The 15,853-nt window shown below is 63.6% G+C and carries 15 protein-coding genes; 5 read left to right on the forward strand and 10 right to left on the reverse strand.

The window, feature by feature from the left end:
• The first annotated feature begins 65 nt into the window (after nucleotides 1-65).
• Entirely contained in the window at nucleotides 66-554 is a 489-nt protein-coding gene (locus VGO12_RS27050) for a MaoC family dehydratase (protein ID WP_327515805.1), read from the forward strand.
• Nucleotides 555-575: 21 nt separating this feature from the next.
• Nucleotides 576-1,115 (forward strand): GNAT family N-acetyltransferase, encoded by a 540-nt coding sequence (locus VGO12_RS27055; protein WP_327515806.1) that lies wholly within the window; start codon nucleotides 576-578, stop codon nucleotides 1,113-1,115.
• Nucleotides 1,116-1,161: 46 nt separating this feature from the next.
• On the opposite strand, the gene VGO12_RS27060 is transcribed toward VGO12_RS27055, so the two are convergent.
• Genes VGO12_RS27060 through VGO12_RS27075 form a run of 4 tightly spaced genes read right to left on the reverse strand, consistent with a single transcriptional unit; the run spans nucleotide 1,162 to nucleotide 6,280 of the window.
• Entirely contained in the window at nucleotides 1,162-1,713 is a 552-nt protein-coding gene (locus VGO12_RS27060) for a sarcosine oxidase subunit gamma (protein WP_327515807.1), read from the reverse strand.
• On the reverse strand, nucleotides 1,706-4,699 hold the full coding sequence (locus VGO12_RS27065; RefSeq protein WP_327515808.1) for a sarcosine oxidase subunit alpha: 2,994 nt from the start codon (nucleotides 4,697-4,699) through the stop codon (nucleotides 1,706-1,708). Before VGO12_RS27065 ends, VGO12_RS27060 begins: the two co-directional genes overlap by 8 nt.
• Nucleotides 4,696-5,016 (reverse strand): sarcosine oxidase subunit delta, encoded by a 321-nt coding sequence (locus tag VGO12_RS27070; protein ID WP_327515809.1) that lies wholly within the window; start codon nucleotides 5,014-5,016, stop codon nucleotides 4,696-4,698. The genes VGO12_RS27065 and VGO12_RS27070 overlap by 4 nt, the downstream gene beginning before the upstream one ends.
• Nucleotides 5,017-5,026: 10 nt before the next feature.
• Nucleotides 5,027-6,280: a sarcosine oxidase subunit beta family protein gene (locus VGO12_RS27075; RefSeq protein ID WP_327515810.1), complete on the reverse strand. Its 1,254-nt coding sequence runs from the start codon at nucleotides 6,278-6,280 to the stop codon at nucleotides 5,027-5,029.
• A gap of 332 nt (nucleotides 6,281-6,612) precedes the next feature.
• Between VGO12_RS27075 and rpsU the strand changes: the two genes are divergently transcribed.
• The 3 genes from rpsU to VGO12_RS27090 all read left to right on the forward strand — a co-directional run bounded on the left by rpsU (nucleotide 6,613) and on the right by VGO12_RS27090 (nucleotide 8,599).
• A complete protein-coding gene (rpsU, locus tag VGO12_RS27080) occupies nucleotides 6,613-6,825 on the forward strand; it encodes a 30S ribosomal protein S21 (RefSeq protein WP_034786884.1) in 213 nt (70 codons plus the stop codon).
• A gap of 263 nt (nucleotides 6,826-7,088) precedes the next feature.
• A complete protein-coding gene (locus VGO12_RS27085) occupies nucleotides 7,089-7,976 on the forward strand; it encodes a tetratricopeptide repeat protein (RefSeq protein WP_327515811.1) in 888 nt (295 codons plus the stop codon).
• Nucleotides 7,977-8,122: 146 nt separating this feature from the next.
• On the forward strand, nucleotides 8,123-8,599 hold the full coding sequence (locus tag VGO12_RS27090) for a DUF992 domain-containing protein (RefSeq protein WP_327515812.1): 477 nt from the start codon (nucleotides 8,123-8,125) through the stop codon (nucleotides 8,597-8,599).
• A 77-nt stretch (nucleotides 8,600-8,676) separates the two neighbouring features.
• Here VGO12_RS27090 and VGO12_RS27095 read toward each other — a convergent pair whose 3' ends face one another.
• The 6 genes from VGO12_RS27095 to VGO12_RS27120 all read right to left on the reverse strand — a co-directional run bounded on the left by VGO12_RS27095 (nucleotide 8,677) and on the right by VGO12_RS27120 (nucleotide 15,810).
• The gene (locus tag VGO12_RS27095) at nucleotides 8,677-10,077 is read right to left on the reverse strand and encodes an NAD(P)(+) transhydrogenase (Re/Si-specific) subunit beta (RefSeq protein WP_327515813.1); all 1,401 of its coding nucleotides are present in this window, start codon (nucleotides 10,075-10,077) and stop codon (nucleotides 8,677-8,679) included.
• A gap of 10 nt (nucleotides 10,078-10,087) precedes the next feature.
• Entirely contained in the window at nucleotides 10,088-10,498 is a 411-nt protein-coding gene (locus VGO12_RS27100; protein ID WP_034786897.1) for an NAD(P) transhydrogenase subunit alpha, read from the reverse strand.
• The gene (locus VGO12_RS27105) at nucleotides 10,498-11,643 is read right to left on the reverse strand and encodes a Re/Si-specific NAD(P)(+) transhydrogenase subunit alpha (protein WP_327515814.1); all 1,146 of its coding nucleotides are present in this window, start codon (nucleotides 11,641-11,643) and stop codon (nucleotides 10,498-10,500) included. Before VGO12_RS27105 ends, VGO12_RS27100 begins: the two co-directional genes overlap by 1 nt.
• A gap of 384 nt (nucleotides 11,644-12,027) precedes the next feature.
• The gene (locus tag VGO12_RS27110; RefSeq protein WP_327515815.1) at nucleotides 12,028-12,252 is read right to left on the reverse strand and encodes an aa3-type cytochrome c oxidase subunit IV; all 225 of its coding nucleotides are present in this window, start codon (nucleotides 12,250-12,252) and stop codon (nucleotides 12,028-12,030) included.
• Nucleotides 12,253-12,484: 232 nt separating this feature from the next.
• Complete coding sequence (locus tag VGO12_RS27115; protein ID WP_327515816.1) at nucleotides 12,485-13,207, reverse strand: N-acyl amino acid synthase FeeM domain-containing protein; 723 nt, start codon at nucleotides 13,205-13,207, stop codon at nucleotides 12,485-12,487.
• Nucleotides 13,208-13,488: 281 nt separating this feature from the next.
• Nucleotides 13,489-15,810, reverse strand: a complete 2,322-nt coding sequence (locus tag VGO12_RS27120; protein WP_327515817.1) for a putative bifunctional diguanylate cyclase/phosphodiesterase — start codon at nucleotides 15,808-15,810, stop codon at nucleotides 13,489-13,491.
• Between the last annotated feature and the right edge of the window lie 43 nt (nucleotides 15,811-15,853).

The raw sequence follows: 15,853 nt of genomic DNA on the forward strand, positions 1-15,853 counted from the left end.
CCAGCGCTTGCAGGTTGCAGCGGGCCGGCCTATATCGATCGGGGGGCTTGTTTCGGGGCGTTCATATGCTTGAAGACATTTCACTTTCTGAGATCAAGGCGCTGGTCGGCCAGGAGGTCGGGGTTTCCGACTGGATCACGGTCAGCCAGGAAACCATCGACAAGTTCGCCGAGGCGACGAGCGACTACCAGTACATCCACGTCGACCCGGTGCGGGCCGCCGCCGAAACGCCCTTCGGCGGCACCATCGCGCACGGTTTCCTGTCGCTCTCGCTGCTGTCGGCGATGAACTACAATTGCCTGCCGAAGATCCGAGAGCAGACGATGGGCATCAACTACGGCTTCGAGAAGGTGCGGTTCATCGCCCCGGTCAAGAGCGGCGCCAAGGTGCGCGGCCACTTCACCATGGCCGATGCCCGCTTCCGCGGCGCCAGCATGCTGATGATCACCTATGAGGTCAGCGTCGAGATCGAGGGCGAGCGCAAACCGGCTTTGACGGCCACATGGCAGACGATCATCCAGTTCGATCCCAAGGATCGGCCGGTGGACGCGTGAGCCGGCCCGAGAACGCACCCGGTGGATACCACGGTCACCATTGAGCCGGCCGACGGACGCTTCGCAAGCGCGTTTGCAGGCTGCGACTTTTCCTTCGAGGTAACGATAGAGGCGCTGCCGCCGTTCAGCGGCCCTGGTCTTGGCGCTGTCGCTCCCGTCGAACCTTACATGAAGAGCTATGAGGCCGACGCGAAGGAGTTGATGGACGCATCCGCAGAGGCGGATGCCGCCCTCTTTACCGCGCGCGTCGATGGCAGGCTTGCCGGTTACATTGCGCTGTCAAAGGCCTGGAACGGCTTTGCCGAAGTTGACGATATCGCTGTCGACCGCGCCGCTCGACGTGCAGGTGTTGCCAAGTCGCTCATGGACCAGGCCGTTGCTTGGGCGAAACAACAGGACCTGCCGGGGATCCGGCTCGAGACACAGTCGAACAATGTCGCCGCCTGCCGCTTCTATGAGCGCTATGGTTTCGAGCTTGCGGGCTACGACAGGCATCTCTATTCGGCACTGAAGCCGGGAACCCGCGAGATCGCGCTCTATTGGTATTTCCGGCTCGCGTGAGAATCGACAGCCGGGAAACGCCGTGAGCCCTTCCCGGCTTTTTCACTCAGTGACCGGCGTCGGCAGCGCCTTCGGACAAGAGCCCGAAGACGAAGGGCGAGAACGACCGCCAGCACTCGACGCGGAACTGATCCTCGCCGGTGCGGAAGAGGATGATCTCCGCCTTACCAAAGATCGTACGCGAGCAGCCTCCAACCGGGAAGATCGGCAGCGACAGGTCCTGCGGGCAACCGCTGTTGATGGCCACGTCCGCCCCCGGGCCGCTGACGATGACGGCGACGTTGCGATGCGAAATGTCGACCGCCGAATGCAGCGTGCCGCTGGACGCAGCCGCCGCCATCAGGTCGGCTTCGCCTTCATCGAACACCAGCCACTCGTCGGGGCCGATCCACAGCGCGTGACGCTGGCCCGACGAGGCCGAGGTCTTCGGTCGTGTCGGGAGCGTGACGCCCAGTGCGGCGGAAAGCGCATGCAGCGCATCGGGGCCGGCGCGCAGCGAGATGCGCGTCGCGGCCGGTGCCGGCGTCAGGATCGCTTCGGCCGAGCCGCCGCGTGCGTTGAGCGCCGCCTTGCGGCTAACAGTAACCTGGTCAGCCATGGAGACGGCCCCCTTCCTTGTCAAAGAACACCATGTCGCTCACTTCGACGGCGATGGTGCGATCGGTCATCGGCACGTAGAGCGTCTGTCCCAGCCGCTCGCGGCCGCCGGCGACCATGGCGAGCGCGATCGAACGGCCGCAGTTCTCCGACCAGTAGGACGACGTCACGTGGCCGAGCATGGTCATCGGCTTCGGCTGGTTCGGATCGGCGACGATCTGTGCCCCCTCCTCCAGCACCACCTTCGGGTCCTTGGTCAAAAGGCCGACGAGCTGCTTGCGGCCGTCCTTGACGAGATCCGGGCGTTTCAGGCCACGGATACCGACGAAGTCGGCCTTCTTCTTCGACACCGCCCAGGAGAGACCGGCATCGTCAGGCGTCAGCGTGCCGTCGGTATCCTGGCCGACGATGATGTAGCCCTTCTCGGCGCGCAGCACGTGCATGGTTTCCGTGCCATAGGCGCAGGCGCCCATCGGTTCGGCCCGTGCCCAGATCGCTTCCCAGACGGCCTGGCCGTAATCGGCAGGCACGTTGACTTCGAAGCCGAGCTCGCCGGTGAACGACATGCGGAAGAGCCGGGTCGGCACGCCGCAGATCTTGCCCTCGGCCACGCTCATATGCGGGAAGGCCTCGTTGGAAAGGTCGATGCCTTCGACGAGTGGCGCGATGATCTCGCGCGCCTTCGGGCCCTGCACGGCGATGACGGCCCATTGCTCCGTCGTCGAGGTCAGCCACACCTTCAGATGCGGGAACTCGGTCTGCAGATAGTCTTCCATGTGGTTCATGACGCGCGGCGCACCGCCGGTTGTGGTCGTCACGTGGAAACGATCGTCGGCCAGCCGTCCGACCACGCCGTCGTCATAGACGAAGCCGTCGTCGCGCAGCATGATGCCGTAACGGCAGCGGCCGGGCTTCAGGTTGTCCCAGGCGTTGGTGTACATCAGATTGAGGAACTGAGCCGCATCCGGGCCGACGACCTCGATCTTGCCGAGCGTCGAGGCGTCGAAGAGACCAGCGACCTCACGCACAGTCTTGCATTCGCGCGCCACCGCCTCGTGCATGTCTTCGCCTGCCTTTGGATAGAACCAGGCGCGCTTCCAGTTGCCGACATCCTCGAACTCGGCGCCATGCGCCTCCTCCCAGGCATGAACCGGCGTCTTGCGCGCCGGATCGAACAGCGACCCACGCGAATGGTTGACGATCGCGCCGAAGGTTACCGGCGTATAGGGCTGACGGAAGGTCGTCAGGCCCACCTGCGGGATCTCCTTGCCGAGCGCTTCGGCGGCGATGGCGAGACCATGCATGTTGGAAAGCTTGCCCTGGTCGGAGGCCATGCCGTTGGTGGTGAAGCGCTTGATGTGCTCGATCGAGTGCATGCCTTCGCGCACCGCCAGACGGATGTCCTTGGCGCAGACGTCGTGCTGGAAGTCGATGAAGGCCTTGACCGTCGTGTCCGGGCCGGCGCCTTCGGCAGCGCCGATCATGCCGCCGGTCCAGCCGAAGCGGTTTTCACCCGAAAGCGTCACCTGCGTCCCGCCTTCGGAGCCGGCGGCACGGGCGGTCAGTTCGCCGGCGGCGAGCGCCTCGTCGATGGTTGCCTGCAGGTCGTCGGTGCCGTTGCAGGCGCCGATCGACAGGCAGTCCTGCAGATAGGTGCCGGGCAGGAAGCGCTCCGTCGCCTTGTCGAACTTCACCTTGCCACGCGATTGCGAGAAGAGGTGCACCGACGGCGTCCAGCCGGCCGAAACCAAGAGCGCGTCGACGGCAAACTTTCGCGCCGAGCCGCCGCCATTGCGGGCGACGCTGATCGAATTGACGCGGAGCTTGCCGCCAGCCTTGATGACGGAATGGCCGGTCAGCACCTCGATGCCGAGCTTGCGTGCTTCGGCAAGAACGGCTTCGCCCGGATTTTCGCGGCAGTCGACAATGACCGGAACCGAAACGCCGGCGCGCTTGAGATCGAAGGCGGCTTCGTAGGCGGAATCGTGAGCGGTATAGACCCCGACCTTCGAGCCGACCGAAACGCCAAAGTGGTTGAGATAGGTGCGGCCTGCCGAAGCGAGCATGATGCCCGGACGGTCGTTGTTGGCAAACACCATGTGGCGCTCGATCTGGCCGTTGGCAAGGATCACCTTCTTGGCGCGCACCTGCCACAGCCGCTCGCGCGGCAGCGACTTGTCGAGGGCAGCAAGGTGATCGGTGACCCGCTCGACCAGGCCGACGAAATTGTGGTTGTAATAGCCGAAGCCGGTGGTGCGGGTGAGCAGCGTGACATTGTCCATGGCGGCAAGCGCCTTGGCGGTCTGCTGCGCCCAGTCCCAGCCGTCCTTGCCGTCGATCGTCGTGCCGCTCTCGTAGCGAAGCGCACCGCCGACTTCCGGCTGCTCGTCGCAGATGATCACCTTGGCGCCGGCCTTGGCCGCCGCAAGGGCTGCGGATAGTCCGGCAACGCCGGCACCGATGACGAGCACGTCGCAATGGGCATAGCGGCTCGCATAGTGGTCCGGATCGGCTTCCGTCGGCGCAACGCCGAGACCGGCGGCGCGGCGGATGAAGGGTTCATAGATCGCGTGCCAGGCAGCCTTCGGCCACATGAACGTCTTGTAGTAGAAGCCGGCGGCGAAGAACGGCGACATCAGGTCGTTGAGACCACCGACGTCGAAGGCGAGCGACGGCCAGCGGTTCTGCGAACTCACCTTCATGCCGTCGAACACTTCCTGAACCGTGGCGCGCACGTTCGGCTGGCGGCGGGCGGCATCGCGCGAGACGTCGAGCAGCGCGTTCGGCTCCTCGGCGCCGGCGGACAGAATGCCGCGCGGACGGTGATACTTGAACGAGCGGCCGACGAGATGGATGCCGTTGGCAAGCAGGGCCGAAGCCACCGTGTCGCCCTCGAGCGCCGTCAGCGTGCGGCCGTCGAAGGTGAAACGTGCCGTGCGGGCCGGTGTCAGGCGGCCGACGCCTGGAATGCGGTTGGCCCCCATCATTTTGCGGCTCCCTTGTCCTGCTCGTTCTGAAGAATGGCGGCGACGTCAGGCTTCGGCTCGCCCGCCTTGTAGGTGGTGTAGAAACGATCGCTAACCGTGTCGCGGGCGGCGTTGAAGAACCGGCCGCAGCCGTGGATATGGCGCCAGCGTTCGAAGATCAGACCCTTCGGGTTCTGGCGCAGGAAGAAAAATTCCTCGAACTGTTCGTCGGTGATGTCGGCGATGTTTTCCGGGCGGACGATGTGGGCGTCGCCGGCGCCGCGGAACTCGAGCTCGGAGCGCTCTTCCTCGCAATAGGGGCAGTAGATCAGAAGCATCTCGAAATCCTCAGTGCGCAACGGCGGCAGCAGCCGCCTCGTCGATCAGCCGGCCGGTGCGGAAGCGCTCCAGCGTCAGCCCTGCGGCCAGACGGTGCGGCTCGCCCTTGGCGATCAGATGGGCGAACAGATGAGCCGAGCCCGGCGTCGCCTTGAAGCCGCCCGTACCCCAGCCGGCGTTGAGGAACAGGCCCGGAACCGGCGTGACGCCCTGGATCGGCGAGCGGTCCTGGGTGACGTCGACGATGCCGCCCCATTGCCGCATCATCTTGACCCGGCGGAACATCGGGAAGAGCTCGCAGATCGCATCGAGCGTATGGGTAATGATCTGCAGGCCACCGGTCTGCGAATAGGAATTGTACTGGTCGGTGCCGGCGCCGATAACGAACTCACCCTTGTCGGACTGCGAGATATAGGCGTGCACCGAGTTCGACATGACGACGCAGGGGAAGATCGGCTTCAGCGGCTCGGACACCAGCGCCTGCAGCGGCTGGCTCTGCAGTGGCACGCGCACGTCGGCCATCTGCATCAGGACGGAAGTGTGGCCGGCAGCGGAGATGCCGACCTTCTTGGCGCCGATATAACCGCGGTTGGTGTCGACGCCGATGACCCGGCCGGTCTCGTCGCGACGGATGCCGGTGACTTCGCAGTTCTGGATGATGTGGACGCCACGGTCGGAGGCGGCGCGCGCATAGCCCCAGGCAACTGCATCATGGCGCGCGGTGCCGCCGCGGCGCTGCAGTGCTGCGCCATTGATCGGGTAACGCGCGTTCTTGGCGATATCGAGCGGCGGACAATAGGCCTTGGCCTGCTCCGGGGTCAGCCACTCGTTGTCGATGCCATAGAGACGGTTGGCGTTGATGTGTCGCTTGAACGACTGCTGGTCATGGATGTTGTGCGACAGCATCATCACGCCGCGCGGCGAATACATGACGTTGTAGTTCAGGTCCTGCGACAGGTTTTCCCAGAGCTTCAGCGAATGCTCGTAGATGTCCATGCTCTCTTCATAGAGATAGTTGGACCGGATGATCGTGGTGTTGCGGCCGGTGTTGCCGCCACCGATCCAGCCCTTTTCGAGCACCGCGACATTGGTGATGCCATGCTCCTTGGCAAGATAATAGGCAGCCCCCAGGCCGTGGCCGCCACCACCGATGATGATCGCGTCGTACTCTTTGCGCGGCTCGGGCGACGCCCAGTGCGGGCCCCATCCCTTGTGGCCGCGCAGCGCCTCGCGCGCCACGGCGAAAACAGAATATTTGCGCATCGGCCTCAAACTCCATGAACCCCGGTGATCATTTCCTGGGCGTTAGAAATCGCAAATCCGAGACCTGCGCAACGTTTCTTTTGCGACGCAATTGAGTGGACTTGCGCGCAGTTGCGACATGGCTACGGATCGGTTACGCGCCTTGTGCGAGAAGCTGTGCCCGGCATGTATCTCAGGTTTTTTCAGCACCTCCTCATGTCGTCGCTGGACTTTCGCCTGACGATCTGTTATCCGCTCGCCTAATCGTAAAGCTTCCAGCTTAGCGAATGTCATTTTTTTGCCTCCGCACCTGACGGAGCTGCAAATAACTCGAACTAAGGAACGGGATTCACGTGCAGGTACTTGTCCGCGATAATAATGTCGATCAGGCGCTCCGCGCTCTTAAGAAAAAGATGCAGCGCGAAGGCATTTTCCGCGAAATGAAGATGCGTGACTACTACGAGAAGCCGTCCCAGAAGCGCGCCCGCGAAAAGGCCGAAGCCGTTCGTCGCGTTCGCAAGCTGGCACGCAAGCGTGCACAGCGCGAAGGCCTTCTGGCCCGCTGATTTGTCGTTTTTTCGACGCTATCCGATGTAAGTCGTGGCGGGGGCGATATATCGCCGCCGCCTTTTTTTGGTATGGACATCTTTTCCGCCGACAGGCTAGCGTGAGGAACGCTGCCGGAGACGGATAGCCGACCGGAGCGTTTGGCCGGGCGGATGCCGCAGGCCTGATCAAGGCTCGGCTGCGGAGCCCCGGGGAGTATCGGCGGCTTCAGGAACAGAAAGCCGATGGCTTTCGTGACCTTGTCGATTTGAGGGATCAACCTTTGACACTTGCTGCCATGACTGCGGACGTCTCCGGTTTTAATGTCCACGAGGCGTCTCGCCGCCACCAGCGCAAGCCAAGGCTTGCCGCCATGCTGATCCTGGGTTCGGCCCTTCTGCTTGCAGGCTGCACGACCGACGGTCCGGATTCCGTGACCAACAAGGTCGAGCGCGAACAGGGCTCCCAGGAGAACATCGCCTCGCTCTCGAGCGTCATCGCCTCCAATCCGAGCGACCCGGAAGGCTACAACGTGCGCGGATCGGCCTATGGCCGCGCCGGCGAGTACCGCCGCGCCATCGCCGATTTCGACCAGGCGATCCAGCTGAACCCGCGCTTCTACCAGGCATTTGCCAACCGGGCGCTCGTTCACCGCAACATGGGCAACACCCAGGCAGCCCTTGCCGACTACAACATGGCGCTGCAGCTCAACGCCAACTACGACGTCGCCTATATCGGCCGCGGCAACCTCTATCGCCAGGCCGGCCAGCTCGATTCCGCGTTCAACGATTTCAACAAGGCGATCCAGCTCGACACGACCGATCCGCGCGCCTACCACAATCGCGGCCTGATCTACCAGGCGCGCAACCAGCACGGCCAGGCGATCGAAGACTTCTCGACCGCGATCTCGCTGTCGCCGAGCTCGCCGGAGCCCTACAACGGCCGCGGCATCTCCTATGTCGCTCAAGGCGATGACGACAACGCCTTCTCGGATTTCAACACCGCCATCAACCTCAACGGCAAGGTCGCTGAATCCTGGGCCAACCAGGCGCTGATCTACGAGCGCAAGGGCGACAAGGCCAAGGCCTCCAAGTCCTATTCGCACGCGCTGCAGCTCGACCCGAAGTATGAGCCCGCCCGCGCCGGCCTTGCCCGCGTCAAGGCATCCTGAGGCTTTCCGATCCCAAACTGCCAAACGCCCGCGAGCACGTCGCGGGCGTTTTCGTTTGTGCAAGGCAGGCGCGCAACGCCACAGATGCTTCGGAACATTCCCCGCCATCATCCGTTTGACAGAGGGTTAAAAACGGAGATTGAGCCATGATCAAACGAACCCTCGTCACGGCGCTGGCACTGGCCGCGCTCGCCACAGGGCCGGCCGCAGCGCAGAACTATGTCGCTCTCGGCCGCCTCGTCTGCGGCTCCGAAGGCGGTACCGGCATGATCCTGACGTCAACCAAGAACCTGATGTGCACTTTCACGCCGGTCAATGGCGGCGCGAAAGCCGTCTATGCCGGCACGATCCGCAAGATCGGCATCGACATCGGCAAGACCGGCAAGAGCACGATGATCTGGGACGTCTTTGCCAAGACCGGCACCCAGGTCAGCGAATTTGCGCTGGCCGGCGAATATTACGGCATCGGCGCCGATGCGAGCATGGCCGTCGGTGGCGGCGCCAAGGTGATCGGCGGCGGCACCAACAAGGCCTTCATGCTGCAGCCGGTCAACGTCCAGATCCAGGAAGGCCTCAACGTCGCGGTCGGCATCGACGAACTGACGCTGGCACCGGCCGGCTGATCCGCTGCAAAGCAGCCTTCCAACATGAAAACGCCCGCCGGAAGGCGGGCGTTTTGATGTTTTCCATCGTTTCAAACTCAGGCGTGCAGCGCCTTGACGATGTCTTCGGTGACTTTCTTCGCGTCACCGAGAAGCATCATCGTGCCGTCCTTGTAAAACAGCGTGTTGTCGATGCCGGCATAGCCCGAGCCGAGCGAGCGCTTGACGAACAGGCAGGTCTTGGCCTTGTCGACGTCGAGGATCGGCATGCCGTAGATCGGCGACGACTTGTCGTCGCGGGCCGCCGGGTTGGTTACGTCGTTGGCGCCGATGACGTAGGCGACGTCGGCCTGCGCGAACTCAGAATTGATATCCTCGAGCTCGAACACCTCGTCATAGGGCACATTTGCTTCGGCGAGCAGCACGTTCATGTGGCCGGGCATGCGGCCGGCGACCGGATGGATCGCGTACTTGACCTCGACACCCGCCGCCTTCAGCTGGTCGCCCATTTCGCGCAGCGCATGCTGCGCCTGGGCAACCGCCATGCCGTAGCCCGGCACGATGATCACCTTGGAAGCGTTGGCCATCAGGAAGGCCGCGTCGTCGGCCGAGCCCTGCTTGACCGTACGCTGGACACCGTCGTCGCTTGCGGCTGCCGCCGTCTCGCCGCCGAAGCCGCCGAGAATGACCGAGATGAACGAGCGGTTCATGCCCTTGCACATGATGTAGGAGAGGATCGCGCCGGACGAGCCGACGAGCGCCCCGGTGATGATCAGCGCCAGGTTGCCGAGCGTGAAGCCGATGCCGGCGGCCGCCCAACCCGAATAGGAGTTGAGCATCGAAACGACCACCGGCATGTCGGCGCCGCCGATCGGGATGATGATCAGCACGCCGAGGACCAGTGAGAGGACGACGATCAGCCAGAACATGGTGGTGCTCTGCGTCAGCACCAGCATGACCACCAGCACGACGAGCGCGATCGCAAGGCCGGCATTGATGGCATGGCGTCCCGCAAGCAGGATCGGCTTGCCGGACATGCGGCCGTCGAGTTTCAGGAAGGCGATGACCGATCCGGTAAAGGTGATCGCGCCGATGGCGACACCGAGCGACATCTCGACCAGCGCCTGAGCGTGGATGTCGCCGACCGTGCCGATGCCGAAGCTCTCGGGCGCATACATGGCGGCGGCCGCCACCATGACGGCGGCAAGGCCGACAAGCGAGTGGAAGGCGGCGACCAGCTGCGGCATCGAGGTCATGGCGATGCGGCGCGCGATGACGGCACCGACGCCGCCGCCGATGGCTAGGCCGAGCACGATCAGCATCAGTCCGCCGAAGCTCGGCTTGGCGAGCAGCAGCGTCGTGACGATGGCGATGCCCATGCCGACCATGCCGTAGGTATTGCCCTTGCGGCTGGTGGTCGGATGCGAGAGGCCACGCAGCGCCATGATGAACAGGACGCCGGAGACGAGATAGAGGAAGGCTGCGAAGTTGGCGTTCATCAGGCCGGCCTCACTTGTCTTTTTTCTTGTACATGGCGAGCATGCGCTGGGTGACGAGGAAGCCGCCGAAGATGTTGACGGAGGCAAGCACCAGCGCGATGAAGCCGAAGCCGGTCGCAAGACCGGAGGCCGAAATGCCGACGGCCAGCAGCGCGCCGACGACGATGACCGAGGAGATGGCATTGGTGACCGCCATCAGCGGCGTGTGCAGCGCCGGCGTCACCGACCAGACCACGTAATAGCCAACGAAGATCGCCAGCACGAAGATCGCCAGGCGAAAGACGAAGGGATCGATCGCACCGCCGGTGGCGCCATGGGCAACGGCGCCTGCCGCGTCCGGCACATATTCAGCCGCAGTGCGAACCGCTTCCACGGCCCGGTCGAGATCGGCGAGCGCCTTGTCGAGAAGTTCATTCGCCATCACTTGTCCCCCTTGCTGGCGCCGAAGTTCGGATGCACGACCTGACCGCCATGGGTCAGCGCCGTCGCCTTGACGAGCTCGTCTTCCATATTGAGCGCCAGCGCCTTGGTTTCCTTGGACACCATCGTCTCCAGGAAGGTGACGAGGTTCTTGGCGTAAAGGCCCGAGGCGGATGCCGCGATGCGGCCGGGCACGTTCAGATGGCCGATGACCTTGACGCCCTCGACGTCGGCAACCTTGCCGGCCTCCGCCCCTTCGACGTTGCCGCCACGCTCGACGGCAAGATCGACGGCGATCGAACCGGGTTTCATGCTTTTCAGCATGTCACGGGTCACGAGCCGCGGCGCCGGACGGCCCGGGATCAGCGCCGTGGTGATGACGATGTCCTGCTTGGCGATATGCTCGGCGACGAGGCTCGCCTGCTTGGCCTGATACTCCTTGGACATTTCCTTGGCGTAGCCGCCTGAGGTTTCGGCCGCCCTGAATTCCTCGTCCTCGACGGCGATGAACTTGGCGCCGAGCGAGGCCACCTGCTCCTTGGCGGCGGGGCGCACATCGGTTGCCGAAACCACGGCGCCGAGACGGCGGGCCGTCGCGATCGCCTGCAGGCCGGCAACGCCGGCGCCCATGACGAAGACCTTGGCGGCCGGAACCGTGCCTGCCGCGGTCATCATCATCGGCAACGCCCGGTCATATTCGGAAGCTGCGTCGATCACCGCCTGGTAGCCGGCAAGGTTTGCCTGGCTCGACAGCACGTCCATCGACTGTGCACGGGTGATGCGCGGCATCAGCTCCATGGCAAAGGCCGTCAGTCCAGCATTCGCCATCTCGGCGATCACCGCTTCGTTGCCATAGGGATCCATGATCGCGATGACGATCGCACCGGACTTGTAGCCGGCGATCTCGGCCGCCGTCGGCCGACGCACCCTAAGGACCACGTCGGCCGTCCCGGCATCGGCACCTGAGCCAATGCGGGCGCCCGCCTTCTCGAACTCAGCGTCCGGAAAACGCGACAGAAAACCGGCGCCCGCCTCGATGACGACATCGAAGCCGAGAGCTTTCAGTTTCTTCACGCTATCCGGCGATGCGGCCACGCGACCCTCGTTCGGGTCCGTTTCCTTGGCGACAAAGACAATCTCGCTCACAAATCCCCCTCCCGGCCGCAATCGAGCCAGGGCCGGAATGCGGGCATTCTCTCCGACTGCAAAGCGGGCGACCCGATGGGCCAGCACGCCCCATGCTTCAGGCACAAGCGGTGCCCGGCACATCTCTTCTGGAGCAGGCCGTCGTCTGGATGCGCGAACCTTGGCGGCTCGCCAGCAGTTGAGCCCTGCGGCTCGCTAGGCCTGCGTCCATTCCTCCCTCACGCCGTGAGGATATTCCGCCCTGCCCCGTTCATCGGCATCCGGGCATCAAGCCACAGCGTCGGCGCCTCCAGCCGACGGCATGCAACTTCGTCCGGGCGCAAGGCCCGGCTGCCAGGGAGCAGCTTCAGGGCGCCCCCTCAGCGTTTCTCGTGCCGGCGCCGGTTAGCGCAGGAAGAAGAAACCGGCGACGTTCAGCAGAATGAAAAGGATGAGCGAGGAGAAGAAGCCCATCGTGGTGAAGAACAGGGCGGCCATGGCGATCAGCAGAGCCACGCAGAAAAGCGTTAGGTACTTCGATGCACTGAGGAACATGAGGTAGGTCTTCTCGTGCTCCGGATAGTCCATCGGCGCGCCCACATCGACCGGTCCGGAATGATGCTCAGCCATCGTTCAAAATCTCCCTGAATGCCACGGCGCGACCCTTGGTCATCGCCGCCCCTTATCGAAGCACGGGTCAGCGAAAATCGCAAAAACCCTTATAGCTGCCCTTACACAATGCGCGGGGCCGGCGCAACGAAAACCCGTGCTTTAGCAGCGCCTGATGGGGCGATATGTCGCGCCCGGCCGCAAAGGCGGCGCGCACGCACGCCAACCTTCCCGACGGGAATTTGGGCGCTGATTACCGGAACACCGAACTGCGATAGGAACGGCCATAGCCGGTCTGCGCCATGCGCGCGGTTGGCAGGATCGTCAGCGGTGCGAACGGCACTTCGCTGCGGTCGGCAAACATCATGCGGCGTTCGAAGGGCTCGGAATCGAAGATCGGATAGCGATCGAGGATGGACGGCCGCTGGCCGCGCACCTGTGCGACGAGCAGGGCACCGTCGGCATTGTAGACCCCGAGGTTCTCGCGCTTGGCGACAACGGTCTCCGACGCAAAGATCCGCTTGTAGAACGCGGCGTGGCGCGGCCGGCAGGCGGTCAGGCATCGGTCGGCAGAAAAGTACTCGCAGGCCATGGCGACCGGGCGCAGCGTCAGGTAGGGAAGCGCCCGCATCTCGTCGCCGATCACGTCGGGATCGACCGCCAGCCGACCCGGATCGACCAGCACCATTCCGGCATCGAGGAACGCATCGATCTCCGGAGCGAAGATCATGCCCGAGGTGCTCGCCCTGTGCTGCGGCGTCACATGATGAACGCGAACGGTGCTGACGAGGCTCTCGTCGAGGTAGATGCCGAAGACATAGGCATGGCTGTCGAAATCGAGGTCGTCGATGAGCGTCGAACCGCTCATTTCCATCAGGTTGACCGACTTGTAGGACTTGTAGCGCAGCCGCGCGATATCCTCCATGTCCTCGCCGGTCTCGACCCGCCGATATTCGACACGATCGAGCAATTGCATCAACTTTTCCGAAAAACGCCCAGGCTCCGCCTGGTGACCCATCTCACCCATACTCAACACCTCATGGTTAACAAATCGTTAACCTATTGAGCGCGAAGGGGGCTGCAACCATAAAACGAAACAGTTCACCGTTAACTTTTCGTTAACCATGATTTCTGCGCAAAATCTGGGCGGAGGGGCGGCTTGACGGCCCTGAAGCAGAATGGATTTAGGCTGCGACTACAAGGGCTTGCGGGAGGGGTAAGCCGTGCCGGAATGACGCAGGTGCAGACCGGGAGCGATCAGGCGATGCGCTTGCTCGAGGGCTTTGTGCCCCGCTTTGGCACGCCATTCTTGCAAAGCGTTGCAATGGCCGAGGCCGGCATGGGCGCCGCGAAGACGAAGCCCTGTATCAGATCGGCACAATTGTGCTCATTGATCAGCTGCAACTGATCCGCCGTCTCGACCCCTTCGACGACGATGCGCAGGCCAAGGGCCCGGGCAAGATTGGCGGTGCCACGCAGAAGCTTGAAGCGACGCGAATCTTCGCGGATGTTGCGCACGAAGGAGCGGTCGATCTTGATGATGTCGACCGGCAGGGCATCGAGATAGCTGAGGCTCGAGTAACCGGTGCCGAAGTCGTCGATGGCGATGGTGATGCCGAGGCCGCGCAGCTCGCGCAGGATGGCCTGCACCTTGAGCGGCTCGTCCATCAGGCAGCTTTCCGTCACTTCCAGGTGCAGCCGGGAAGCTTCCAGGCCGGTTGCCTGAAGCGCATCGGTCACCATGGTGACGATCTCCGTGCTGCGCAGATCGAGCACGGACAGGTTGACCGACACCGACACGTCACTTGGCCAGTGCATGCAGTCGCGGCAGGCCTGGTCGAGCACGAAACGCGTGATTTCCGTGACCAGCCCGAGCTCTTCGGCAAGCTGGATGAACACGTTCGGCGGCACCGGCCCGCGTTCCGGATGCGTCCAGCGCGCCAGCGCTTCGCAGCACTCCACGCGCCCGCCGCTCGGCGCGAACATCGGCTGATAGGAGAGCGTCAGGCTGCGCGCGTTGATCGCCTCGCGCAGGTCCGCCTTCAGCTTCTGGCGGTCGACGTAGCGCGCATCCATTTCCGGTTCGAAGGCGGTGCAGCCGCCGCGGTTGCGCAGCTTGGTTTCCGAAAGCGCAAGGTCGGCCTTGATCTGCAGGTCCTCGAGCCTGAGCTCGGCGTTCGACGTCACGACGAAGCCTGCGCTCATCGTCATGTTGAATGGGAAGCCGGCGGCCAGGTAGGCGCCGCGCAGGTCCGCATGCAGCCCTCGCATCCGCTCTTCCAGGTCGGCGCTGCTTGCCTTGTCCGGCCCTGCATTGGGGAAGAACACGACGAACTCGTCACCCATCAGCCGTGCGGCGATCGCGTCGTCCCCGGCAAGCACCTTCAGCCGCGCGGCAATCGCCTGCAGCAGCTTGTCGCCGACGATGTGCCCACGCATGTCGTTGACGTGCTTGAACTCGGTGACATCGAGAACCATCAGGCCAACCGGCCGCTCGGCCTTGTCGTCGGCGCTGAGCGCCGAAAGCACGAGTTCGCCGAAGTAATCGCGGCTCGGCAGCTCGGTCAACTTGTCGAAACGCACCATATGCAGGATCTGTTTTTCCGCCTGCACGCGCGCCGTCACGTCTTCGAAGATCAGCACGGTGTCGCCATTGTCCCGGCGGCTGGCTGAAAACTCGAGATGCAGCTCCTCGCCGACCGGAATGAGCACCTGCGGCCGCCGGCCCTTGAGCAGAAGATCGAGCTGGCGGGAAATCGCCTTGGTCTTGTCGGCATCGAGCCGCATCCGGCGTGCCCCGCGGCGGATCACGTCGTCGAGCAGCCAGTCTTTCAGCTCCGCCTTGTCGCCGAGCGCCAACAGTTCGCAGGCGCGCTCGTTGGCAACGACCACGCGTCCGTCGCCGTCGAGCATGAACAGGCCGTGCGTCATGTTGTTGAGCGCGGTGTCGAACTGGCCGGCTATCGTTGCGATCTCGCGCGCGGCCAGCACGTTCTCATAGAGAAAGGCGCGCACATTGTTGGCCATCATCCAGGTGGAGAGAATGAACGGCAGGATCAGCACGGCAAGCGCCAGCATGAACACGTCCTGCAACGTGATCAGACCGATGACGATCGGCAGGCACGCCGAGGACGACAAGAGCAGAACGGCCCGCTCCGAGCCGTAATTGCGTCCGACAAGCGAAATCATCGAGGCGAGCGTCACCGAGATCGTCGCGAGCTCGGAAAAGGAATCCCGACTGACGGCGATGGCGTAGCCGCAGGCAATGCCGCAGGTCAGCGTGACGCTGACGCCCCCGACAATGTAGCGGTTCTCCCACTTTCGCACCGTCGCCCGGTCGGCATCGGAGAAATCCTGCCGGTCGAAGCGCGCCATGTCGAGGTTACGCAGCGCCCACAACAGGATGATCATGCCCGAGCAGGCAAGGTAGAGCGGATCGGCGGTCTTGAAGTAGACAAGCAGGAACGTCACGACATGCGAAAGCATGCCGATCACCAGCGTTTTGCGATGTTCGTAGAGCGAGCTCACGGATGACAGATACACGTCAGTCGGAAGAGCGCTCTGTCCAAGTCGCATCATGAACCAAGCTCCGGTTTACCGGATTGTTAGGGGTGATGACTTA

Source organism: Ensifer sp., from assembly GCF_035999135.1.
GTDB lineage: Bacteria > Pseudomonadota > Alphaproteobacteria > Rhizobiales > Rhizobiaceae > Ensifer.